Origin of the sequence: Frankia sp. CeD (genome assembly GCF_000732115.1) — a bacterium.
Taxonomy (GTDB): Bacteria; Actinomycetota; Actinomycetes; order Frankiales; family Frankiaceae; genus Frankia; species Frankia casuarinae.
Genome location: NZ_JPGU01000026.1, coordinates 40,045 through 63,939, shown reverse-complemented (window position 1 = coordinate 63,939; position 23,895 = coordinate 40,045). Strand labels below are relative to the sequence as shown.

General features: G+C 70.0%; 20 protein-coding genes and 2 pseudogenes. 19 read left to right on the top strand and 3 right to left on the bottom strand.

The features are described from left to right. Window positions 1-441: 441 nt before the first annotated feature. The 3 genes and pseudogenes from CED_RS14425 to CED_RS14415 all read left to right on the top strand — a co-directional run. Window positions 442-1,196: pseudogene (locus tag CED_RS14425) on the top strand (ATP-binding protein); the annotation flags it as partial. A gap of 110 nt (window positions 1,197-1,306) precedes the next feature. After that, on the top strand, window positions 1,307-2,647 hold the full coding sequence (gene dprA, locus CED_RS14420; RefSeq protein ID WP_035911425.1) for a DNA-processing protein DprA: 1,341 nt from the start codon (window positions 1,307-1,309) through the stop codon (window positions 2,645-2,647). An 87-nt stretch (window positions 2,648-2,734) separates the two neighbouring features. Next, window positions 2,735-3,820: a tyrosine-type recombinase/integrase gene (locus CED_RS14415; protein ID WP_023840225.1), complete on the top strand. Its 1,086-nt coding sequence runs from the start codon at window positions 2,735-2,737 to the stop codon at window positions 3,818-3,820. A 93-nt stretch (window positions 3,821-3,913) separates the two neighbouring features. On the opposite strand, the pseudogene CED_RS24750 reads toward CED_RS14415, so the two are convergent. Continuing rightward, window positions 3,914-4,852 (bottom strand): annotated as a pseudogene (locus CED_RS24750) (M23 family metallopeptidase); the annotation flags it as partial. Window positions 4,853-5,405: 553 nt separating this feature from the next. On the opposite strand from CED_RS24750, the gene rpsB reads away from it, so the two are divergent. The 14 genes from rpsB to CED_RS14340 all read left to right on the top strand — a co-directional run bounded on the left by rpsB (window position 5,406) and on the right by CED_RS14340 (window position 20,455). Then, complete coding sequence (gene rpsB, locus CED_RS14405) at window positions 5,406-6,275, top strand: 30S ribosomal protein S2 (RefSeq protein WP_011437957.1); 870 nt, start codon at window positions 5,406-5,408, stop codon at window positions 6,273-6,275. A 265-nt stretch (window positions 6,276-6,540) separates the two neighbouring features. Next, window positions 6,541-7,155, top strand: a complete 615-nt coding sequence (gene tsf, locus CED_RS14400; protein WP_011437956.1) for a translation elongation factor Ts — start codon at window positions 6,541-6,543, stop codon at window positions 7,153-7,155. Window positions 7,156-7,431: 276 nt separating this feature from the next. Further along, window positions 7,432-7,989, top strand: coding sequence for a ribosome recycling factor (gene frr, locus CED_RS14395; protein WP_035911422.1), 558 nt, complete (start codon window positions 7,432-7,434; stop codon window positions 7,987-7,989). A 138-nt stretch (window positions 7,990-8,127) separates the two neighbouring features. Then, entirely contained in the window at window positions 8,128-9,069 is a 942-nt protein-coding gene (locus CED_RS14390) for a phosphatidate cytidylyltransferase (protein WP_011437954.1), read from the top strand. A gap of 101 nt (window positions 9,070-9,170) precedes the next feature. Beyond that, a complete protein-coding gene (rlmN, locus tag CED_RS14385) occupies window positions 9,171-10,436 on the top strand; it encodes a 23S rRNA (adenine(2503)-C(2))-methyltransferase RlmN (protein WP_051868832.1) in 1,266 nt (421 codons plus the stop codon). Further along, window positions 10,423-11,745 (top strand): PHB depolymerase family esterase, encoded by a 1,323-nt coding sequence (locus tag CED_RS14380; protein ID WP_108913368.1) that lies wholly within the window; start codon window positions 10,423-10,425, stop codon window positions 11,743-11,745. Before rlmN ends, CED_RS14380 begins: the two co-directional genes overlap by 14 nt. 161 nt (window positions 11,746-11,906) lie before the next feature. After that, window positions 11,907-13,187 (top strand): 1-deoxy-D-xylulose-5-phosphate reductoisomerase, encoded by a 1,281-nt coding sequence (gene dxr, locus CED_RS14375; protein WP_011437951.1) that lies wholly within the window; start codon window positions 11,907-11,909, stop codon window positions 13,185-13,187. Window positions 13,188-13,218: 31 nt separating this feature from the next. Further along, the gene (locus CED_RS14370; protein WP_035911418.1) at window positions 13,219-14,403 is read left to right on the top strand and encodes an RIP metalloprotease; all 1,185 of its coding nucleotides are present in this window, start codon (window positions 13,219-13,221) and stop codon (window positions 14,401-14,403) included. A gap of 109 nt (window positions 14,404-14,512) precedes the next feature. Further along, window positions 14,513-15,667, top strand: a complete 1,155-nt coding sequence (gene ispG / locus CED_RS14365; RefSeq protein WP_035911415.1) for a flavodoxin-dependent (E)-4-hydroxy-3-methylbut-2-enyl-diphosphate synthase — start codon at window positions 14,513-14,515, stop codon at window positions 15,665-15,667. Window positions 15,668-15,680: 13 nt separating this feature from the next. Further along, window positions 15,681-16,532, top strand: coding sequence for a GNAT family N-acetyltransferase (locus CED_RS14360; RefSeq protein ID WP_011437948.1), 852 nt, complete (start codon window positions 15,681-15,683; stop codon window positions 16,530-16,532). Window positions 16,533-16,790: 258 nt separating this feature from the next. Further along, on the top strand, window positions 16,791-17,864 hold the full coding sequence (locus tag CED_RS14355) for an ABC transporter substrate-binding protein (protein ID WP_035911412.1): 1,074 nt from the start codon (window positions 16,791-16,793) through the stop codon (window positions 17,862-17,864). Window positions 17,865-18,021: 157 nt separating this feature from the next. Beyond that, on the top strand, window positions 18,022-18,819 hold the full coding sequence (locus CED_RS14350; protein WP_011437946.1) for an ABC transporter ATP-binding protein: 798 nt from the start codon (window positions 18,022-18,024) through the stop codon (window positions 18,817-18,819). Then, entirely contained in the window at window positions 18,809-19,846 is a 1,038-nt protein-coding gene (locus tag CED_RS14345; RefSeq protein WP_035911410.1) for an ABC transporter permease, read from the top strand. The genes CED_RS14350 and CED_RS14345 overlap by 11 nt, the downstream gene beginning before the upstream one ends. A gap of 153 nt (window positions 19,847-19,999) precedes the next feature. Next, complete coding sequence (locus CED_RS14340; protein ID WP_035911408.1) at window positions 20,000-20,455, top strand: Rrf2 family transcriptional regulator; 456 nt, start codon at window positions 20,000-20,002, stop codon at window positions 20,453-20,455. Between the two features lie 31 nt (window positions 20,456-20,486). Here CED_RS14340 and CED_RS14335 read toward each other — a convergent pair whose 3' ends face one another. Next, window positions 20,487-21,011 carry a DUF4439 domain-containing protein gene (locus tag CED_RS14335; protein ID WP_200875412.1) on the bottom strand — a complete coding sequence of 175 codons (525 nt, stop codon included), beginning with the start codon at window positions 21,009-21,011 and terminating at the stop codon, window positions 20,487-20,489. Further along, on the bottom strand, window positions 21,008-21,685 hold the full coding sequence (locus CED_RS24360; protein WP_035911405.1) for a hypothetical protein: 678 nt from the start codon (window positions 21,683-21,685) through the stop codon (window positions 21,008-21,010). Before CED_RS24360 ends, CED_RS14335 begins: the two co-directional genes overlap by 4 nt. Before the next feature lie 496 nt (window positions 21,686-22,181). On the opposite strand from CED_RS24360, the gene rimP reads away from it, so the two are divergent. Continuing rightward, a complete protein-coding gene (rimP, locus tag CED_RS14325) occupies window positions 22,182-22,799 on the top strand; it encodes a ribosome maturation factor RimP (protein ID WP_369807838.1) in 618 nt (205 codons plus the stop codon). Beyond that, entirely contained in the window at window positions 22,796-23,893 is a 1,098-nt protein-coding gene (gene nusA / locus CED_RS14320) for a transcription termination factor NusA (RefSeq protein ID WP_035911401.1), read from the top strand. Before rimP ends, nusA begins: the two co-directional genes overlap by 4 nt. Window positions 23,894-23,895 lie beyond the last annotated feature (2 nt).

Genomic DNA, 23,895 nt, shown 5'->3' with positions numbered 1-23,895 from the left:
CCCGGCATCGGAAGATGCACATCCGCCGACTCCGCCGGATGCACCTGGAGATCCACACTCGTCACCGACCGGCTACCGCCACCGGCCGGCCCATATGGCACCATGGCCATGGGTTCCACACTCCTGTTCGTAGCAGGATTTGGGATCAAGGCCCGGGGATTGGTGCTGGTAACACCACTCCGGGCCGCCCTATTCACTTACCTTCCACCGCTCATAATACCCCGTCGATCTACGCCATGCAGGCATTTCGCGCGGATGGGAATGTTTCATGGGAAACGTCCACGCCGTTTTTTATCGGCACGGTCTCCGTTTCCTGCCTCCATTCATGGAATGGCCGTTCTGTCATCGGACCCCACGCGGGCAGCCCCGAGGTTCGGAGCGAGCGCCAGNCCAAGGGCCAGGCCCGGAGAGCCGGACCGAGCTGCGAGCGAGGTCCGGTGCCCAGTCGGCCCGACCGCCGGGCGGCATCCCCGGACACCCCAACCAAGTACTACGGTCGCCACCTGTATGGATCGTCGCGTGACGTCCGCATCCACTTCGGTTTTGTGTCGCAAATCACGGTGTACTTTCGATTCTGCGACGAGGCTCCGGAGTTTACCCGTCAAAGTCTCGATGCGCTACGTCAACCGTTGGAGAGCGGAGAGATCGAGATCGCCCGCGCTCGCGCGACGACCCGGTTTCCCGCCCGCTTTCAGCTGGTTCTGGCGGCGAATCCCTGCCCGTGTTCGAAGGCCCGTGGCCCGCGCGCGGTGGGCTGCGAATGTCCGAGCCTGGTCCGTCGGCGCTATCTGGCCCGTCTGTCCGGGCCGCTCCTGGATCGGATCGACATCCAGGTGGCGTTGAGCGCTCCCAGCCGGGCGGAGCTACGGGCGGACCGTGGCCAGGGTGATTCGTCCGCGGTTGTCGCGGCGCGGGTCGCCGCGGCCCAGGATGCGACCCGGGTCCGACTGGCCGGAACGCCGTGGCGGCTCAACGCGGAGGTGCCGGGGCCGGCGATGCGCCGCCTGTGGCCGCTGCCGGCGAGGGCGACGGCCGTGGCCGAGCGGGCATTCGAAAGAGGCCTGCTCACCGCGCGCGGTCTCGACCGTGTCCTGAGGTTGGCGTGGACCTTCGCCGATCTCGCCGGCCGGGGCACGCCCGGTCCCGAGCAGTTCGGTGCCGCGCTGGATCTGAGATTGCCCGGGTGGTCGGCATGAGCGTGGGAGACCCCCATGGGGACGCTCCTGACCGTGACGTGAACCGTGTCGCCCAGCAGGAAGAAGCCGCAGAAGAAGCCGCATCCGGTGCCGTCTTCAGGGAGTGGGACATGAGCTCGACGACTCCGCCGGATGCCCGGGGGGCGGATCCCGCTTCCGCGCCCGGGAGGGTGGCACCGGGTGACAGCGACTGGTCGGATCCCGAGCGGTTGGCCCGTGTCGCCCTGGCTCGCGTCTTCGGCCCGGAACATCGTCGCGTGGCCGTCGAGGTCAGGCGTCGGGGTGCGTTCGAGGTGTGGAATGCGCTCCGGGCGGCGCATCCGAGTGTCGATCCGGTTCGGGACCTGGACGCGGCATGGCGCGCCGGCGCCCGGCTGGTCTGTCCCCAGGACGCCGAGTGGCCCCTCGAACTGGATGCCCTGGACCGCCTTCGGGACGCGGGGGATGGTTCGATGATCGGCACTCCACTGGCTCTGTGGGTTCGCGGTCCGCTCAACCTGAGCGAGCTCCCACCCCGGGCGGTCACAGTCGTGGGCTGCCGGACCGCGACCAGCTACGGGCTGCATCTCGCCGGAGAGATCGCGTTTGCGATGGCGGAACAGGGATGGGCCGTGGTGTCGGGAGCCGCGTTCGGCATTGACGCAGCGGCACATCGGGGGGCGTTGGCCGCAGCCGGACCGACGGTGGCGGTGCTCGCCGGGGGTGTTGACGTTCCCTACCCGACCGCCCATGTGGAACTGCTGGAGGAGATCGCCCGTACCGGGGCGGTAGTCAGCGAGGTGTCGCCGGGCACGCCGCCGTACCGACGCCGATTCCTCACCCGTAATCGCATCATCGNGGCTCTGTCCCGGGGGACGGTCCTGGTCGAGGCGGGCCACCGTAGCGGCGCGCTGAACACGGTCGCCCACACCCGTCGGCTCGGTCGTCCCGTCATGGTCGTTCCGGGACCGGTGACCAGCGCCATGAGCGCAGGCTGTCACCGGCTGCTCCGGGACTTCCGTGAACAGACGGTTCTGGTCACCGGGGCCGAGGACATCAGGGAGGAAATCGCGAGTATCGGATCGCTCGTACAGCGGCAGGCGAGCGGGAATGGCCCGCGGGACGGATTGTCCGAGGCGGTGCGCGAGCTTCTCGACGCGATGCCGGCCCGCGCTGCCGTCGGGGTGTCCGTGCTGGCGCGCCGCACCGGCCTGCGCCCCGAGGCGGTGCTGGCGATGCTGGGCCCACTCGCGGTGGAGGGGCTGGTCGAGAACGTGGCGGGCGGTTACCGCCTCACGGATCTGGGCCGAGCGCCGTCGAACCCGTCCCATCCCGCAACGTCCGGCAGGAGGTCCGGTACCCAACCGGGTGCCGCCCACGGCGGGGCGGATCGTTCCCCGACGCGCAGTACCGCGGATCCGGGACTCGACGGGGAAAACCCCGACGGCGAAAACCCCGACGGGGAGACCTGAGTCAGCCCGGATGCAATGTCTCCGGGTGCAGTGTCACGGACGCCGCGGCGTCTTGACGAGAACCATCGATGTTGCCACGGTCGTCTCATGGTCCTGCGAGGCGAGAGCGCCGAGGAGCCCGCCGACGGTCGGCTTCTGCCGCGGCAGCGCTCCCGAGCGACGTGTGGATCAGACGCCCGGCCAGTCGAGATCGTCGAGACACCCGAGTCCGACTGGGACACGGCGGTCGCGGGTTTTCTCCGCCACCTCATCGCGGAGCTGGCCCGATCTCCTGAGACCGTGCGTGCCTACGCCGCCGACCTCGCTAACCTGCGCGCTCATGCGGAGCGGATGGGCTGTTCGGTCCTCGCCGACCTCGATCTGGCGCTTTTGCGGAGCTGGCTCGCTTCGATGCGCGCCGCCGGGGCGGCGCCGGCAAGCCTGGCCCGGCGCGCCTCGATGGCCCGGGTCTTCTCTTCCTATGCGGCGCGCCATGGCTTCCTCGACACCGACGTCGCCGCACGGCTCGTGGGTAACCGTACGGTCAGAAGGGTGCCTGAGGTGCTCACCGCCGCGGCCGCGCGTCAGCTCCTTGAGAACCCTTCGCCTGATGTGTCGCCCCCGGGCACGTCGCAGCCGTCCGGGCTGCCGGACTCGACGGCAGACTCCGAGCGGGTCGTACGGCGGGCGGTGGAGCTGCGGGACGCACTCGTTCTCGAGCTTCTGTATGGCAGCGGAATCCGGGTGTCCGAGCTGTGCGGTCTTGACCTGGGGCACATTGATGACGACCGAAGGTTGCTGCGGGTCCTCGGTAAGGGCGGCAAGGAACGCAGCGTGCCGTTCGGTGTGCCGGCGGTGGCCGCCCTACGGTCCTGGAGATCAACGGGACGGCCGCGGCTGATGACCGCTCGTAGCGGGCGTGCGCTGCTCCTCGGCCTGCGCGGAGGTCGCCTCGATCCGCGCACGGTACGGCGGATTCTGACGACGAGGGTGGCGGCCGGTGTCGCTCCGGCCGGCCTGACTCCGCATGGTCTGCGGCATTCGGCGGCGACGCACATGCTGGAAGGCGGGGCCGATCTGCGCTCCGTCCAGGAATTTCTCGGCCATGCGAGTCTCGCGACCACGCAGATCTACACCCATGTGACACCGGAACGGTTGCGCGCGGCCTTCGAGCAGGCTCACCCCCGAGCCTGAGACAAGGCCGGGGGACCCAGGGGAGCGATCTGCTGGGAGGAGGGGCAGGAGGCGGGGCGGAGTTCTGCGGAAGAACAGCAGGGGATCGAGGTAGTCCATCCCGCGCAGAAGCCCCCAGTGCAGGCATGCGGCCACCGGACAGCCTGGATGGCCATCGCTCATCCAGCCGAGCAGGTCTCCGGCTCGGACCGCGGTTCCGGGGCTGATCGCCGGCGTCAGTGGTTCGTAGGTCGTGCGGAGGTCGCCATGCGTGACGGTGACGATGCCGCGGTTCGCCACGGACCCGGCGAAACTCACCACCCCGTCGGCCGCGGCGAGAACCGGGGCGGCCGGAGAGGCCTTGAGGTCGACTCCGCGATGACCGGGTCCGTAGGGCGAAGGCGGGCGTTTGAAACCGCGGCTCACCGTGACGGCCCCCGACAACGGCCATCGCAGAGCCCGGACCCCGCCGCCGTGGGCCGGCGGTGCCGCGGAGTTCTCCGGTCCGACGTCGCCGGGTGGCGGGTCCGGGTGCTCGTCCCCTTCTCCGCCGCCCAGCGGGCCAGCGGCCGGCGGGGTCACGGCCGGCCGCGTTCGTTCCCCGGCCCGGCGGGCCGCCGGCCGGNGGGNTCGTGGGGCGGAGGGAGGCCGGACGGCGGGAGTCGCCGGTCGTCGAGGNGACGAGGTCGCCTTCGGCGCGGGGGCCGGGGGCGAGGGGGCCGGATGTGCCGCCGGCGTTGACCGCGCCGTGGACGGAGCAGGTGTCGTCGAGGGTTCCGCCGACGTGCCGGGGGTGAGCCTGAGAGGAGGTGGGCCCGCGGTCCTCACCACAGCCCGAACCTGGCTGACCCCCAGAGCCTGCTCGATGACGTCGTGGCGGGGCTCGGTACGGAACCCGTCACCGGGGCCGAGCCCACCGGCGGAGNCGGTCGCACCGGACGGGGCAGACCGCCCAGGCTCGGACAAGGACTCGGGCAAGGCGGTGGNGCTCCGTTGCGGATCACGTGCCGCCAGGACGAGGCGTGGCCCGTCGGCGTGTGGCTTGATCGGCATCGTGACGGGCCGTCCCAGGGCGATCAGGATGGCGACCGCCGGGATGACGAGCCAGAGCGGGTCGAAGCGTGGCAAAGGGGGCATGACGGTGACACCTCCGGGTCCGGGGGAGGCGCGGCGGCCGGATCCGGTCCAGGTCCGCTCGTCCGGCCGCCGCTGTGCCGGTCCGAAGGGGGAGCGGACCGGCCTCGTCCACGGTGCGGCGTTTTGACGCCGTTGGGTAGNCCGGCCGTGTGATCTGTGGATAACTCCCGCCGCGTGCTGTCGATGCCCGCGCTCTGTGGACATCGCCGGCCGGTCCGTTGATCCGATCCGATGTGGTAGTCCGATGGATCCTCGTGCCCGGCGGGTATCATCGATCGCAGGGCCCGTCCACCGGGCCCAGTTCGCACGCCCACTGTCGATGATCCGGATCTGATCATCGGAAGGGTCTCCTCGGTCCGCCGCACAGCGGCGGCCACGACCAATCGGGCGTCAGGGGCTGCCGTCGTCAGATGGCGCCGTCACAACCGAGGCGTCCCGGCCCAGGCCGGGCGGGAAGGAGCGACGTCCGATGGCCGTCGTCACCATGAAGCAGCTGCTGGAGAGCGGTGTGCACTTCGGGCACCAGACCAAGCGCTGGAATCCGAAGATGAAGCGGTACATCTTCACCGAACGTAACGGCATTTACATCATCGACCTGCAGCAGACACTGTCCTACATCGACCGCGCCTACGACTTCGTCAAGGAGACCGTGGCGCACGGTGGGACGGTCCTGTTCATCGGGACGAAGAAGCAGGCCCAGGAGGCAATCGAGGAACACGCGGCCCGGGTCGGAATGCCGTACGTCAAGGAGCGGTGGCTCGGTGGCATGTTGACCAACTTCTCCACGGTCTACAAGCGTCTTCAGCGGCTCAAGGAGCTCGAGGAGATCGAGGTGACCGGTGGTACCGAGGTGCGCACGAAGAAGGAGCAGCTCGTGCTGACCCGGGAGAAGGTCAAGCTGGAGCGCACCCTCGGCGGTATCCGCGACATGAGCCGGGTGCCGAGCGCGGTGTGGGTCGTCGACACCAAGAAGGAGCACATCGCCGTCGGTGAGGCCCGCAAGCTCGGCATTCCCGTCGTGGCGATTCTCGACACGAACTGCGACCCGGACGAGGTCGACTACCCGATCCCCGGCAACGACGACGCGATCCGCAGCGCTGCCCTGCTCACCCGGGTGGTCGCCGATGCGGTCGCGGACGGTCTGATGGCCCGTGCGGGCGCCTCGAGCTCTGCCGATGCCAAGCCCGAGCAGTCCGCGGGTGAGGAGCCGCTCGCCGAGTGGGAGCAGGCCCTGCTGCGTGGTGAGGCACCTGCCGAGGCCCCGGGTGCGGTGGAGCCGGCGACGGCGGAGCCCGCGGACGGGACACGGCCGGACGCCGCGGTCGGCACCGCGGTCTGACCCGCTACCGCGTCTCATTCGCCTGCGGTGGTGGCGATCGACCAACGGTGACATTGTGTGAGGATGACGGTGGTTCCCCGAGTCGGGTCGGGGACCACCGCTCCCGAATGTCAGGCCTGGTTCCGGTGGTCGGACCCGTGCACCGGATCGGGCGCGCAGCCAGGGCCGCTCGGGCGGGCGCTCCCGCGGCGCCCGGCGGGCACCGCGGGACCGGGGCCGATAGAACTACGACAGCATCCAGACCCACACCGACGAGAAGAGCACCATGGCAGAGATTTCAGTCGCTGACATCCGGAAGCTCCGGGAGCTCACCGGCGCTGGGATGAGCGACGTCAAGAAGGCGTTGGTCGACAACGCCGGGGACTTCGAGAAGGCGAAGTCCTGGCTGCGGGAGAAGGGCAAGGCGCAGGTCGCCAAGCGTGCGGCACGCAGCGCCGCCAACGGCCTGGTCGAGTCCTATCTGCACCGGACCGACCCGCAGCTCCCGCCCACCCTCGGCGTGCTCGTCGAGCTTCGCTGCGAGACGGACTTCGTGGCCAAGACCGAGGACTTCAAGCAACTCGCCCGCGATCTCGCGCAGCACATCGCCGCGGCGGACCCGCTGTACGTCACCGCCGAGCAGATCCCGAACGAGGTCCTCGAGGCGGAGCGAAAGATCTACGAGGCCGCGGCCCGCGAGGAGGGCAAGCCCGAGCAGGCGATCGCGAAGATCGTTGAAGGGCGCGTCAACGGGTATGTGAAGAGCAGCGTGCTGCTTGACCAGCCATGGGTGAAGGACGGCAAGGTGACCATCCGAGCTCTGCTCGACCAGGCCGGCGCGTCACTGGGTGAGAAGATCGAGGTCGGTCGGTTCTCCCGGTTCAACATCCGCCAGGCCTGAGCGTCGTCGGACCGCCGGCTCCCTGTCGGGTGGCCGGCGGCCGTCGGCTCCGAGGCTTCTCGGTGGGTGCGGTGTCGGCCCAGGTCGGCGGGGACGTCGTGGTAGGGCACACTGCAGGCGGCGGCTGTGCGATCATCGGTCAGGCGAATCCGGGACCGGGCGGGACGGCTTCGCCCCTGGGACGACGAACTCGGCTGCGCTCGGCCGAACCGCGGTGATGACAGGACCGGCGCCCGGTGGACGCCGGCGGACCAGGAACAGACGGAAGGAAATGCGGTGATCGACGACACGCTTCTCGAGGCCGAGGAGAAGATGGAGAAGGCGGTCTCGGTCGCCAGGGAGGACTTCGCGAACATCCGCACGGGGCGTATCACTCCCGCGGTCTTCTCCAAGATCCTGGTGGACTACTACGGCGCTCCGACACCGGTGCAGCAGCTCGCGTCGTTCCACATCCCGGAGCCACGTATGGTGATCATCACGCCTTACGACAAGTCGTCCCTGGGGGCGATCGAGAAGGCCGTGCGTGATTCCGATCTCGGGGTCAACCCGAGCAATGACGGCACCATCATCCGGTGTGTTTTTCCGGAGCTGTCCGAGCAACGGCGTCGCGATCTTGTCAAGGTGGCTCGGACCAAGGCCGAGGAAGCCCGGGTGAGTATCCGCAACGTCCGACGTCACGCCAAGGACACGATCGATCGGATCGTGCGGGACGGCGATGCCGGCGAGGACGAGGGCCGGCGGGGTGAGAAGGATCTCGACGAGGCAACCCACCGATACGTCGGACAGGNGGATGAACTTCTTCGGCTCAAGGAATCGGATCTTCTCTCGGTTTGATCACTCCCGCGTCCGTTCTCGATACCGGCCGCTCGCTCCGATGTTCGGTNCCCATGGTCTCGGAATCGCCTGGACGGTCCCCGGATCCGCGCATGACGCATACGCGATGCGGCGGTCGCTGCCCACGGCCGGGCAGCCATGACGACTGTCGACGGCCGCGCGGTGGCTGAGTCCGGGCCGTCCGGGTCATCCGCGCCGCCGGGATCCTCGCCGCCGGGATCCTCGCCTGGGTCCGGTAATCACGGCCGGCCCGCCGGGACGGCGTCCCGGCCCTCACGTGCCGGCCGCAATCTGCCGGCCGCCATCGGTGTCGGCATCCTTCTCGGTGCCGTCATCCTCGTTCCGCTGTTCACCCTGCGGGTGATCTTTGTCGGGGTGATCAGTGCCGCGATGGCCCTGGGCACCCACGAGGTGGTCCGCGCGATCCGACTGACGCAGGTACGGGTTCCCCTGCTTCCCCTGGTTGCCGGGGCGGCGGCCATGCCGGTCGTCGCGTACGCCGACGGGACCACCGGCCTGCTGCTGACTCTCGCCGGCACCATCGGCGTGGCGGCGCTGGTCCGTGCTTTCGGGCCGTCCACGGGTCTGCTCCGCGACGTCGCCGGCGCCGCGTTCGTGGCCGGCTACATCGGCTTTCCGGCCGGCTTCGCCGCGCTGCTCACCGAACCCTCCGATGGTCGCTGGCGAGTCGTCGCCTTTCTGGGAACGGTGGTGGCCAGCGACGTCGGTGGTTACACGGCCGGTGTCCTCTCCGGCGGTCGGCACAAGATGGCCCCCACCGTCTCCCCGGGGAAGTCGTGGGAGGGATTCGCCGGTTCGGCGGTGACCTGTGTGATCGTCGCCGGGATCGTGCTGGCCTGGCCGCTGGAGGCCGAGGCCTGGCAGGGCGTTCTGCTGGGGCTGGCGGTCGCGTGTACCGCGACGATCGGCGACCTGGGTGAGTCTCTGCTCAAGCGCGACATCGGCATCAAGGATATGAGCAGCCTGCTGCCCGGCCATGGTGGCCTGATGGACCGTCTGGACTCGTTGTTGTGCACCGCCCCGGTCGCCTGGCTTCTGATCACTTCCTTCCTGAACTGATCGAAACCGGGTCCAGTCGACCGGTCTCGCCTCTCGTAGGCCCCTTCGGACAGATCCGTGCATTCGTCTCGGTCGCGGTCACCTGGCAGACTGGATCCGCGATGACTGCCACGACCGCCGAATCCGGACGTCCGGACCAGCCCCCGACCGCCGAGGCGGGCCGGCCCGTACGGCTGACGCTCACCCGGCGAGCGGGCCGAGCGCCGCGTCACCTCGCCGACCTGACCCGGCAGGAACGGCGTGACGTCGCGGTGTCGCTGGGGCAGCCGGCCTTCCGCGCCGATCAGGTGGCCCGGCACTACTATGCGCGGTTGATCGCCGCCGATGAGCCCGAGGCGATGACCGACCTGCCGGAGCGGGACCGCCAGCCGCTCCTCGACGCCCTGCTGCCGAGGCTGCTCGTCCCGGTGCGGACGCTGAGCTGCGACGACGGTCTGACCCGCAAGACGGCATGGCGGACCGTGGACGGCGCTTCTCTCGAGTCTGTGATCATGAGATATCCGGATCGCGCGACGGTCTGTGTGTCGAGCCAGGCGGGCTGCGGCATGGGCTGCCCGTTCTGTGCCACCGGTCAGGGGGGGCTGACCCGAAACCTGTCGACCGCGGAGATCGTCGAACAGGTCGTGCACGCCGCCCGGGTTCTCCGGCGCCGTGAGCTCGCGGGCGGCGAGACCAGGTTGTCGAACGTGGTCTTCATGGGGATGGGCGAGCCGCTGGCGAACTATGCCGCGGTGATCGCCGCGCTACGCCGCCTCACCGCTCACCCCCCCGAGGGCCTGGGCCTGTCGGCTCGCGGCCTGACGGTCAGCACCGTCGGCCTTGTTCCGGCGATTCGTCGTCTCGCCGGAGAGGGCCTGCCGGTGACTCTGGCGGTGTCCCTGCACGCCCCGGACGACGTTCTGCGGAACGAACTCGTCCCCATCAACACCCGTTGGCCGGTGGTCGAGGTGCTCGCGGCCGCCTGGGAGTACGCCGAGGTGACCGGCAGACGGGTAAGCGTCGAGTACGCGCTGATCGACGGGGTCAACGATGACGTGGGACGCGCCGACGCCCTCGCGGACCTGCTCGTCGGCCGGCTCGCGCATGTGAACCTCATTCCGTTGAATCCGACCGGTGGATCCTCGTGGCGCGCCAGCGCCCCGGCCGGCCAGCGCGCGTTCGTCCGCAGGCTCCGGGACCGCGGCATCGTGACGACGGTGCGCGACACCCGGGGCCGGGAGATCGCGGCAGCCTGCGGACAGCTCGCGGCCGAGCCGGCCGGGAAGCCGGAGCGGACGGACCGGCCGGAGCAGCTCGGATCCGACCGTCTCGTCGAGTTCGGTGCCGTGGGGAGCACGACGCCTGACGGTGACCGTGTCCTTCGGTAGTCCGACGAGTCGACGCCGGGGGGCCTCCCGGCCGGGTATCCGGGCGACGAACACCGTATGGCTGCCGATCACGGCCGCCGCCGGAGTGTTGCTGCTGCTCCTGTGGTACGCGATGTCCCAGGAGCCGGGGCCGGCGAAGACCTCGGCGACCCAGGCCGCTCTCGGAGCATCCGGCGGTCGTGCCGCCGGTGCCGCCGTGGCGTCGGCCATACCGTTGCCCACGGTCCCACCGCCCCCCGAGAGCGGCTGCGTCACCGGGAAGACCCTGCCGTCCGGGATCGGTACCCGCGCGCTGCGGGTGGGAGGAACCGAGCGCGGCTACGTCCTCGCCGTACCGACCGCGGGTCCACGGGCCAGGCCACTACCACTGATCTTCAATTTCCATGATCTGAATCAGACGCCGGAAGATCTGGAAGCGTACACGCGGCTCGCCGATCAGGGGACGAAGGCGGGCTTCGTGGTCGCCGCCCCGATCGGGACGCAGATGCGGTGGAACTTCACCAGATCGAAGGCGGTGGGACCCGACGACGTACTCTTCGTCGGCGCGCTGCTCAACGACCTCGTTGGTCAGATGTGCCTGGACGCGGGACGCGTCTTCGCCGTGGGCTACGGGGACGGCGCGAACATGGTGCTCACGCTGGCCTGCGCGCTGCCGGGCCGTCTTGCGGCGGCGGTGACCGTCGGGTCGAGCGTGCTGCCCGGCTCCTGCGCCAAGCCCGCCACCAACGTCCTGGAGATCCATGGGACCTCGGACCAGATCGCACCGTATGCCGGCGGAGGTGCTCCGCGACCGGTCCCCTTCACCGGGGTCGTCGCGCAGCCCGTGGAAGACCGGCTCGCCCGGTACGCCTCCGCTCTGGGCTGCGGCGGAGCCCGCCAGACCTCCCGGGACACGGCCGCCTGGCAGCGCACCGTGTGGAGCGGCTGCCCAGCCGGCCACGATGTCGGACTGTTAGCCATGCAGGGCGCGGGGCACACCTGGCCGGGGGCGCAGGCACGCCCGGCGCTGGGTCCGACCTCCGTCAGCCTGAGTGCCACCATTGTGGCGTTGACCTATTTCGGTTACACGCCTACGCCCGCGACAAGTGGCCTGCCCGCTCCCGCCGTCTCCGCCGGTCCCGCCGGCCCGGGCGTCGCCACCAGTCCGACTCCCGCGGCACCGTCGGCTGAATCCTCCGGACCCGCCGCATCCTCCGGACCTGCCACCACGCCCGCGTCGCCCGCCGCCCCGGATGCCGCCCCCCGTGCCGAACCGTCCGGGCAGCCGGCAGCCGGCGCCACACCTTCTTCCTCACCCGGCCGGGGATGAGTAGACGTCGGAGCCGTCGTCGACGTGACCGACCGGGCCGACGTGCCACCCCGATCGGGGTGGCCGATCGGGGTGGGCGGCGACCGCAAAGTCCTGCCCACCAGACCTGACGAAACGTAGTTGTCACTGGACCCATTGCGCATCTTCGGGTGGCACCTGTCATGAACCGAACAGGGCGGCGTCGAGCGGTCGGTGGGCCTGAGAGAATAGGTGACGTGGTGGAGGCTTCGATCCTGCGTGAGGTTGTCCTGCTCGGGTCCACCGGTTCGATCGGAACCCAGGCAATAGATGTCGTACGCCGCAACCCGCAGCGGTTCCGGGTGGTGGCGTTGATGGGCGGCGGGTCCCGGGTGGACCTGCTCGCCGCTCAGGCACTGGACCTCGGCGTCCAGGCCGTGGGAGTGGCGGCGGCCTCGGCCGCTCAGGACCTCCAGCTGGCCTTCTTCGCCGAGGCGTCGCGGCGTGGCTACCGTCGGGGNGAGTTCCCCGTGCCAAAGATTCTCGCCGGTCCCGACGCCGCGAGCGAGATCGCGGCGTGGCCATGCGACATCGTCCTCAACGGCATCACCGGCTCGGTCGGGTTGGCCCCGACGCTCGCGGCGCTGGCCGCCGGCCGGACTGTGGCGTTGGCGAACAAGGAATCGTTGGTCGCCGGGGGGCCGTTGGTGCTCGACGCGCTCGGTGGCGACCCCGACCGCCTGGTGCCGGTGGATTCCGAGCACTCCGCACTGGCGCAGTGCCTGCGTGGCGGGCGGCGGGACGAGGTACGCAAACTGGTGTTGACCGCCAGCGGAGGTCCCTTCCGCGGGCGCCGCCGCGACGAGCTTGCCGCCGTTACCCCGGAGCAGGCGTTGGCCCATCCCACCTGGGACATGGGACCCCTGGTGACGATCAACTCGGCGACCCTGATGAACAAGGGGCTTGAGCTGATCGAGGCGCACCTGTTCTTCGGGGTTCCCTACGACGACATCGAGGTCGTCGTGCACCCCCAGTCGTTGGTGCACTCGATGGTCGAGTTCACCGACGGCTCGACGATCGCTCAGGTCTCCCCNCCGGACATGCGACTGCCCATCGCGCTGGCGCTCGGCTGGCCGGACCGGGTGGCGCAGGCACAGCCGCCGATGGACTGGTCGCGGGCGCAGGCGCTTACCTTCGAACCGCTGGACGAGGTGGCGTTCCCGGCGGTGGAGCTCGCGCGCACAGCCGGGCGGCGCGGCGGCACCGCCCCCGCGGTCTTCAACGCCGCGAACGAGGAGGCGGTGGCGGCCTTCCTCGCCGGGCGGCTGCCCTTCATCCGTATCGTCGACCTGGTGGCCGAGGTCATCGCCGAGCACGAAGTGATCGATCATCCCACGGTGGAGGAGGTGTTCGCCACCGAACGAGCCGCGCGGGCGGCGGCAGGGCGGCTGATCCGGCGCGAGACCGAACGGGACACGGTATGAGCCGCCCCCCCGGCGCCGAGGGGGCGGTCTGATGGAGCTTCTCGGCATTGCGGCGTTCGCACTGGCCCTGCTGGTGTCGGTCGTCGCGCACGAGGCCGGGCATTTCGTGACGGCCCGGCACTACGGCATGAAGGCCTCCAAGTTCTTCGTCGGTTTCGGGCCGACCATCTGGTCCCGGCGGCGGGGGGAGACCGAGTACGGTGTCAAGGCCATTCCGGCCGGCGGTTTCGTCAAGATCGAGGGGATGACTCCGCTCGAGGAGATCGATCCGGCCGATGAACCCCGCGCCTTCCACAATGCGCGGGCGCGGGCCCGGCTCGTGGTCATGTCGGCCGGTTCCTTCGTGCATTTCGTCATCGCCATCGTGCTGGTCTACGGAGTGCTCGTTGTCCTGGGCACGACCACGATCAGCGAGTCGAGGGTCGGCGCGACGAGTTGCATCGCCACGACCGCGACTTGTTCCGGACCGGGGCCGGCCGCGGCGGCCGGTCTGCGGCCGGGTGACCGGATCGTCAGCTTCGGCGGAGTTCCGGTCACGACCTGGACGCAGTTCACCCGGCAGGTGCGTGCGCACGGAGCGGGGCCTGCGGTGATGGTCGTCGAACGGGACGGCCGCACCCTCACTCTCACGCCGAACCTGGTGGAGGTCCGGCGCGATCGGGAGACCGGGCAGGCGGGCGACGACCGGGTCGGCGCCTTGGGCGTCAAACCGGGAACCGAGACAGTGCACTACAACCCGATCGAAGCGGTGCCCCGCACCTTCGATGTCATCGGGTCCGGGTTCACCGGCATGTACGAAACGCTGACCCGCCGGATCGGTGATATCGGTAATATCTTCAGCGACAACCGCGACCCCCAGGGTTTCATCAGCGTGGTGGGAGCGGCGCGTATCGGCGGTGACGTGGTCTCGGCCGAGGGCAGTTCGGCCGTGGACCGGGTGCGGAACCTTCTCATTCTGGTCGCCGCGATCAATCTCGCGGTCGGAATTTTTAACCTGTTGCCCCTACTCCCGTTGGACGGCGGTCATATTGCCGTGCTGGGCTTCGAGCAGGCCCGGCACGGTCTACGCAGGCTCCGGGGTTATCGCGGTCCGGTGCAGAAGGTGGATTTCNCCAAACTGTTACCAGCCACGTACGCCACGGTCGTCGTATTGCTCGGGTTCAGTCTGCTTGTCCTGTCCGCCGACATCGTCAATCCCATTCGCCTGAATCAGTAATTTCGTATGAACATGCGCGACGGTGTGCCATTCTGCCCTGCCTCCTGCAGCCGACAGGCCGAGTCAGTCGCACGTCGATCTTCGTCTCCGATTCGCCAGTGAGGACAACGTGACCGTAACTCTGGGCATGCCAACCGCTCCGGCCCGTCCGCTCGGCACGCGGCGGCACAGCCGGCAGATCCACGTGGGCAACGTCCTGGTCGGGGGTGACGCTCCGGTCTCCGTTCAGTCGATGTGCACCACGTTGACGTCGGACGTCAACGCCACGCTGCAGCAGATCGCACAGCTGACAGCGTCGGGATGCCAGATCGTCCGGGTCGCGGTGCCAAGCCAGGACGACGCCGACGCCCTCGCCGCGATCGCCCGCAAGTCCCCGATCCCGGTGATTGCCGATATCCACTTCCAGCCCAAGTACGTCTTCGCCGCGATCGACGCGGGCTGCGCCGCGGTCCGGGTCAACCCCGGCAACATCAAGGCTTTTGACGACAAGGTCGGGGAGATTGCTCGCGCGGCGAAGGCCGCCGGCGTTCCGATCCGGATCGGGGTCAACGCGGGTTCACTCGACAAGCGGCTGTTGGCGAAGTACGGCAAGGCCACGCCGGAGGCGCTGACGGAGTCGGCCTTGTGGGAATGCTCGCTGTTCGAGGAGCACGACTTCCGTGACATCAAGATCTCGGTGAAGCACCACNACCCGGTCGTCATGATCCAGGCGTACCGGCTGCTCGCCCAGGCCTGCGACTACCCGCTGCACCTCGGTGTCACCGAGGCCGGACCGTCCTTCCAGGGCACGGTCAAGTCCGCGGTCGCCTTCGGGGCCCTGCTCGCCGAGGGAATCGGTGACACGATCAGGGTGTCGCTGTCGGCACCGCCGGTCGAGGAGGTGAAGGTCGGCACCGCGATCCTGGAGTCCCTGGGACTTCGGCAGCGTAAGCTCGAAATCGTATCCTGCCCTTCCTGCGGTCGGGCTCAGGTCGATGTCTACACCCTTGCCAATCAGGTCAGCGCCGGTCTCGAGGGCATGGAGGTCCCGTTGCGCGTCGCCGTCATGGGCTGCGTCGTGAACGGGCCGGGCGAGGCCAGGGAGGCCGATCTCGGCGTCGCATCCGGGAACGGCAAGGGTCAGATCTTCGTCCGAGGTGAGGTCGTGAAGACCGTTCCGGAGGCGCAGATCGTGGAAACCCTCATTGAGGAAGCCATGCGGCTGGCCGAGGAGATGGCGGCGGACGGCACCCCGTCCGGCGAACCCTCGGTTTCCGTGGGTTAACCGGTTCGACCGGATGGGCCTACCTCTGCGGTCCGCGCCGACCCGTCTGCTTGACGACAGGGATCTTCCGGCCGTCCGCGAGCTCTTGGCCCGCAACCCGGTCGCCGATGTGTTCGTCGCATCTCGGGTCGAGGCGGCGGGGCTCGACCCGTGGCGTCTCGGCGCCGAGATGTGGGGGCACACCGTGGACGGCCGCCTGGTCGCCCTGTGTTATTCCGGCGCCAACCTCTGGCCCGTGGCGGCGGGCCCCACCTCGGCGAGACTGTTCGCCGAGCGGGCCCGCCGGCAGGGNCGGCGCTGCTCGTCCATCGTCGGCGTCTCCTCCTCGGTGACGGCGATGTGGAAGCATCTGGAGCCGACCTGGGGGCGGGCCCGAGAGGTACGGGCCGACCAGCCCCTGCTGGTGATCGACCGCCCGCCGCGGGTCGCCCCCGATCCGGCGGTGCGTCCGGTGCGCCCGGACGAGCTGGACGTCATCCTGCCGGCCTGCATCGCCATGTTTACCGAGGAGATCGGGGTGTCCCCGGTGCTCGCCGACGGCGGCGCCCTTTACCGCGCCCGCGTCGCCGAGTTTGTCGGTCAGCGGCGTTCCTTCGCCCACATCGCCGACGGCCGGGTGCTGTTCAAGGCCGAGATCGGCGCCGTCGCGGGCGACGTCTGCCAGATCCAGGGCGTCTGGGTCGACCCGGCGCTGCGTGGGCGCGGCCTCGGCGCCGCGGGAACCGCGAGCGTGGTCGCGCTGGCGCGGGCCGCCTTCGCCCCGCGGGTCAGCCTGTACGTCAACGACTTCAACCATGCCGCCCGCCGAGTCTACGACCGGGTGGGCTTTCAGCGGGTCGGGACCTTCGCGTCGATCCTGTTCTGAGGTCGATCCTGTTCTGAGGTCGATCCCGGTCTGAGAGCGTCCCGGACCCGCTCCTATGGTGTCCGGGGCCTCTGCGCTCCAGCGAAAAAAATGTCTGTTTTGTCGGATATGTGCTCCTGTCTGGTCAAAGATATTGCAGATCGATGTCATCGTGATGAAGCCACCTGGCCAGGATGGGCACCATCTGGCATGCTTACCATCCCGATGACTTCGATCGACTTGCATGGCGCGGGTGTCAGCCCGCGTGAGGGGGTATCTATGAGGCCGAGCAGACTGTGGCGTGCAGCGACGCCACTCATCGCCGCGGGGGCGCTTGTACTGGCGGTGGTGGGNTGCTCGAGNGACGACGGGGNCTCCCNGACGGNCGCCTCGAACGGCCAGATCACCGGCACCCTACGGCTCGGGTACTTCCCGAACCTCACCCACGCGCCAGCTCTCTACGGCGCCGAGAAGGGGATCTTCGCCAAGGACCTCGGCTCTGGAGTCACGCTCAAGACATCGACCTTCAACTCCGGCGTGCAGGAGGCGGAGGCGATTCTGTCCGGCGCCATCGATGCCGGTTATATCGGTCCCAACCCGGCGGTCAACAGCTTCATCAAGTCGCACGGGGAGGCGGTGCGGATCGTCTCCGGCGCTACCTCGGGTGGTGCGTCGCTGGTGGTCAAGCCTGAGATCACCTCCGTCGCGCAGCTCAAGGGCACCACGCTCGCCACCCCGAGCCTGGGCAACACCCAGGACGTGGCGCTGCGGTACTTCCTCAAGAAGAACGGGCTGAAGACCGACACCCAGGGTGGGGGTGATGTCTCCATCAAGCCCCAGGACAACACCGTGACGGTGGACGCCTTCGCCAACAGGGCCATCGACGGGGCCTGGGTGCCCGAGCCGACGGCCTCCCGGCTCGTCGCAGCGGGGGGCAAGGTGCTCGTCGACGAGGCCGACGAGTGGCCGGAGACCAAGGGCCAGTTCGTCACGACGGTGCTTCTGGTGAGCACGGACTATCTGAAGAAGAACCCGGAGATCGTCCGCCGGCTCATCACGGCGAATGTGGAATCGATCAACGCGCTCAACGCCGACCGTGACGCCGGCGCGAAGGTCACCAACACGGCGCTGGGCAAGCTGAGCGGCAAGCCGCTGTCCGACAAGATCCTCACCTTGGCCTGGAAGGGGCTGACCTTCACTCCGGACCCGATCGCGGCGTCCCTGTTCACCTCGGCAAAGCACCAGGAGGAGCTCGGCCTCATCAAGAACCCGAAGCTCGACGGTCTGTTCGATCTGACGGTCCTCAACGAGATCCTCGCCAAGCAGGGCAAACCGACGGTCGCCGACTCCTGACCCGCGGCACCCGGCGGTAGCCGGGCCGGNTGAACCTCGGTCCGAGACCACAGGGCGACGACCAGGCCGGGGTGTCGATCATCGATGCCCCGGCCTGGTCCGTCCGTCCATCCGTCCATGCACACCGGCCGCATACACCGCGACGGGGGAATGAACCATGACCGCTGTACTCGCCGACACCGCTGTACTCGCCGACACCGCTGTACCCGCCGACACCGCGCTGCGCATCCACCGCGTCAGTCGGGTCTTCGGATCCGGGCCCGCCAGCGTCAAGGCGCTCGACGACGTCTCCCTGGACGTCCGGGCGGGCGAGTTCGTCTGTCTCCTCGGCGCGTCCGGCTGTGGGAAATCGACCCTGCTCGGCTTGGTCGCCGGTCTCGACCAGCCGTCTGTGGGCGTCGTCGACACCACCGGCCGGCGGGTTGGGATGATGTTCCAGGACTCGGCGTTGCTGCCCTGGCTGACCGCGGGCGGCAACGTCGAGGTGCCGCTGCGGCTGCGGGGGATCGGCAAGGCCGAGCGGCGGGACCGGGTCGAGAGTCTGCTCGCGATGGTCCGGCTCGCCGGTATGTCCGCGAAGCGCCCCCATGAGCTGTCCGGCGGCATGCGCCAGCGGGTGAGCCTGGCCCGGGCCTTCGCGCAGGAGGCCGACATCCTGTGCATGGATGAGCCGTTCGGTGCGCTCGACGCGATGACCCGCGATCTGCTCCACGACGAACTTGAACGGATCTGGCGGGAGACGGGGGTCACCGTCATCTTCGTCACCCACGATGTGCGTGAGGCGGTCCGGCTCGGTGACCGCATCGTGCTGCTGTCCTCCCGGCCTGGCCGGGTCGCGGAGATCTTCGACGTCGACCTCGACCGCCCCCGCCGGATCGACTCCACCCACGTCTCGGAGCTCGCCACCAAGGTGACCGCGCGGCTACGCGAGGAGGTCGGCCGCCATGGCCACTGACGTCAGCGTCTCCAGCGATAAGAGTGTCCTGCTCGGCGAGGCGGGTAAGTCCTTCGACGTCGACACGGCCCTCGCCGGCCTCGACGCGCTGGACATCCCGACCGCGCAACGGCGGCCGTTCGCGGTCCGCGTCTGGGCGGCCAGCTGGCCGAAGCTCGGCGCTCTGCTCCTGTTCCTGCTGCTCTGGCAGATCGTCGTCTGGAGTGGCTGGAAGCCCAGCTATGTGTTGCCCGGCCCGGGCGAGGCACTGGGCGAGTTCGTCGACCAGCTGGGCAGCGGACACTTCTGGGACGCCCTCGCCCGCACCCTGGTCCGGGCCCTGGAGGGATACGCTCTCGCCGTGCTCATCGGCACCGTGGTCGGGATCGCGGTGTCCCGCTTCGGAGTCCTGCGTACCGCGGTGGGATCGTTCATCACCGCGGTGCAGACGATGCCCTCGATCGTCTGGTTCCCGCTCGCCGTCCTGCTGTTCAAGCTCAGCGAGTCCGCAATCNTGTTCGTGGTGGTGCTCGGGGCGGCGCCCTCGGTGGCCAACGGCGTCATCTACGGCGTGGACTACGTGCCGCCTCTGCTGGTCNAGGTCGGCCGCAGCATGGGCGCGCGTAGCCTGTCCCTCTACCGGTACGTCGTGGTACCGGCGGCCCTGCCCTCGGTGCTCGCGGGCCTGAAGCAGGGCTGGGCGTTCGCTTGGCGCAGCCTGATGGCCGGCGAATTGCTGGTCATCGTTCCGGGGCATCCGTCCGTCGGAGCTGACCTGCAGAATGCCCGCGAACTACTCGACACGGTCGGGGTACTGGCCTCGATGATCACGATTTTCGTGATCGGGGTGCTCATCGACGCCGGGTTCAACGCGGCGGACCAGCGGATGCGGCAGCGCCGTGGGCTGGTTGCGGAGGGTACGACGGCGGTCCGGGCAGCTCGGCGTCGCCGGAGCGGCAGCGCCGACGGGTCCGCCGCGGCCGCCACCACGGCCACCTCCTCCGCCGGAGGCGGCACGGACGCCCCCCGTCCCGAGAGGGCTGGCTGAGGAAGTCCCGATTCCCCGGCCGGCAGGTTCGTTGGCCGGCAGGTTCGTTGGCCGAGCCGGCGGCGGGAACAGCGCCCGTCGGCGCGGGGCCGTGCCTCGCCCGGTGCCGACCCGGCCCACCCATTCGGCGAGGACCGGCGGCAAAATGGATGCATGCAGATCTCCGCTCGCGCCGACTACGCATTGCGCGCACTCCTGACGTTGGCCGCGAGCAACGGTCGGCTCGTCAAGGGCGAGGCGCTTGCCGCGGCGCAGGATCTGCCGCTGCGCTTCCTCGAGAACATCCTCACCGATCTACGCCGGGCGGGGCTGGTCCAGAGCCGCCGGGGCGCGGACGGGGGATACCAGCTGAGCCTTCCCCCCGAGCGGATCACCATCGCCACGGTGATCCGGGCGACCGACGGTCCGCTCGCCAGCGTGCGGGGCCGGCGTCCTGAGGACACGAATTACGACGGCGCGGCCAAGCACCTGCAGGATGTGTGGATCGCGGTTCGAGTGAACCTGCGGCGGGNGCTGGAGGCCGTGACCCTCGCCGACGTGGCGAGTGGTCAGCTTCCGGACATCGTGACCACCCTCGGCTGCGATCCCGACGCGTGGGTCACCCGCTGACGGGAGCGGCCCGGCCTCCCTGGACGCCAGGTCATGTCCCCGGTAGCGCGCGGCTCGCGGCTGCCAGCGGCATGCCGGCCGCGATGCGGGCCCGCTGCGCGCGTACGGCGGTGCCGGTCAGCGCGTCCAGAGCCAGCGCACGGACGTCCCCGACGAGCACAGCGACAGCGTCGTGGGCCGCCATGGCGCAGGCGTCCTCGATCCTGGCCAGGAGGGCCAGTGCCGCCCCGATGCCCTCCGGCGCGACGGGGAGCCGATAGGCGGGCAGTGCCGGTGGCGCATCCCCGCCGCGGGCCCGGATCGCGGTGATGAGGTCGTCGCGCAGCGCCTGGTGCGCCAGACAGCTCAGTCGCGCGAGCTCGCGCGCCTGAGCCGCGGCCGGGCCGAGCGGCGCGACGGCACCTCCCGCCGCCGCGGTGGCGTAGACCGCGGCATGCGTGGCCGTGAGCATCGTGACCAGTGCCGCGACGCCCGCGGGATCCGGGTGCTCGGTTGCGGCGGTCGATTCCGTGGGGGNCGCCGACGCCGGATCGCCCGATGGTGTGTCGGCGGTCATCCGGACACCCGGCTCGCAGCGAGGGCCAGCAGCTCCGCATGCGCGGTCCCGGCGGCGCACATGCTCGCCAGCAGGGACGCGAGCGGACCGCCCGCGCGCAGGCAGTCGGTGCGGGCGGCGTTCGTCGCCGCACCCTCCATCCCGGTCAGGGAGGCGAGGGTGGCGGCGCGGGCCGTGGGTGACTCGTTGACGAGCTGCGCCGTTCCCGCCGTCCCGGCGCCGTCACGCCCGATCGCCTGGGTCGGGGTGGCTGCCTGGGTCGGGGTGGCTGCCTGGGTCGGGGTGGTCGCCTGGGTCGGGGTGGCTGCCTGGGTCGGGGTGGTCGCCTGGGTCGGGGTGGCCGGTGCGGAGCCCGGGAACTGTTCGGCCAAGGTCCGGAGCTGGACCTCGTGATGGGCCCGCAGCGTGTCGAACAGGGGACGCAGGGACGGGTGGCGCTCGGCCGCCGTCCGGTACGCCGCGGCCANCGCGGCCGCCCGGACGGCGGCGGCCCTCGCCGCCCGGCGGTCGTCGCCGTCCGGACCCACCGCGGGACCGGTCCGATTCGTCGTGACCGTGGTGCTGCAGCCGGCGGCCTCGAATCCGGCAAATCCGGCGAATCCGGTAAGGGCAAGGCTGGTCAGCCCGGTGAGGAGCCGTCGTCGGGAGGCGTGGGTGAGGTTCGCCGGATCCACCGTCGCAGCTTTGCACATCCCCTGCTGTCGTCCGGAGCGCCGTGTGGTCCGCGCGGCCTGATCCGGTTACCCCCGGGTCGCGACGGACCCCGGTCGGGGCGGACGTAGGCTATGGATCTCACCCGGGATGCCGTCGCCCCGGGGCGGCCCAGCCCGGCGGGACCGTCGGCGGTCGGTCCTCGCTGTTCGACGGTGCCGCGGGTCGGGTCGACGAGGGTCGCACGGCTTGATGGCGCCGGCCGAACCTGGGTATCGCCCCCGGGGGATGACAACGTAGCGGCCGGCCTACGGCGTGGGGAGCGACGTCGTGGGTTCGGCGGATGATCAGGCATCGCGGATGCGGGAAGGGACGGTCGAAGTGGTAGGGGCGGGGGNGGCCGGCCGCGCGCGNGACCGGAGCCCATCCGGATCGGCCCGCGGGCGCGGCGGCGTTCGGACGGCGCTGCGGGCTCGGCTGGCGGCTGGCCTCGCCGACGCGGGCTTCGATCTCGAGGATGTGACGGTCACACGGGCCGGATCGCGCAGCGTGGTGCGGGTGGTGGTGGACCGCGACGGAGGAGTCGACCTGGACGCGGTCGCGGACGCCAGCCGGCTCGCCTCCGAGCTGCTTGACGCCGCCGAGACCGACGGCCAGGGCCTGGTCGCCGGGCCTTATGTTCTCGAGGTCACCTCACCGGGCGTCGAACGGCCGCTGACCGAGCCTCGGCACTGGCGCCGCGCGATCGGCAGGCTTGTCACGGTACGTGATCGAGACGGCATCGTCCTCGCCGGGCGTGTCCTGTCCGCCGACGAATCGGGGGCGGATCTGGCGGTGGCGACGGATCCCGCGCGGCCCGGACGCCCCCCGCGTCGGCGGCTCGCGCGGGTGACCTTCGCACAGGTGGCCCGGGCTACCGTCGAGGTCGAGTTCTCGGCCGAGGCGTATGATGATCTTTCTATCGAGTCGGTGGAGACGCCGTCTTTGTCCGCCGTGTTGGTGGAACCCGGCGAGACAGCCGATCTCGGGTACGGAGAGCCGGACGACGATCTTCCGGCGGCGCCGGGGAGGGAATCCAATGACGACGGCCGGGAGGCCGGCCCCCGGGGCGCGGCCGGTAAGGAGATGACCCGGTGAAGCTCGACGTGGCCGCGCTGCGCGGAATCGAGCGGGAGAAGGACATTGCCTTTGACACCTTGGTGCAGGCGATGGAGACGGCCCTGCTGACGGCTTATCACCACACGGCCGGGTCCGCGCAGGACGCCCGGGTGGTGATCGACCGGACGACCGGAGATGTCTCCGTCCTTGCCCGGGAACAGGGCCCGGACGGCACCAGCCGGGAGTACGACGACACCCCGGCGGACTTCGGGCGGATCGCGACCATGACCGCCAAACAGGTGATCATGCAGCGGCTGCGCGAGGCCCAGCAGGAGGTCACCTACGGCCAGTACGCCGACCGGGAGCACGAGATCGTTTCCGGTGTGGTGCAACATCACGAACAGCGGGCCGGCTCCAGGGTCGTGCTCGTCAATCTCGGCACCGTCGAGGGTGTCCTGCCGCCGGCCGAGCAGGTCCCCGGCGAGCGGCTTGAGCACGGCGACCGAATCAAGTGTTATGTGGTGCACGTCGCGCGGGGGCCGCACGGACCCACGGTGACGTTGTCCCGCACCCATCCCGAGCTGGTGAAGGGGCTGTTCCGGCTGGAGGTGCCCGAGGTCGCCGACGGCACCGTGGAACTCGCCGCGATCGCCCGCGAGGCCGGGCATCGCAGCAAGATAGCGGTGCGGTCCCGGGTGGCCGGGGTCAACCCCAAGGGCGCGTGCATCGGGCCGATGGGCAGCCGGGTGCGTGCCGTCATGGCCGAACTGCGGGGCGAGAAGATCGATATCGTTGACTGGTCGGCCGACCCGGCAACCTTCGTCGGGAGCGCGCTGTCTCCGGCCCGGGTGGCCCGGGTCGAGGTGACGGATCCGGCGAGCCGCTCGGCGCGGGTGGTGGTGCCCGATTACCAGCTGTCGTTGGCCATCGGGCGTGAGGGGCAGAACGCCCGCCTCGCCGCCCGGCTGACGGGGTGGCGCATCGACATCCACTCTGACACCGAGGACTCCGGCGAGGGCGGTGGGAGCGGATCCGAACGGGACTCCGCTGGAGCGCCCCGACGATCGGGACCAGCTACGGTGCCGCGGCGATCACCTGCCGCGGGTGGCCNTTCTCGGGGCCAGGCGGGATAGAC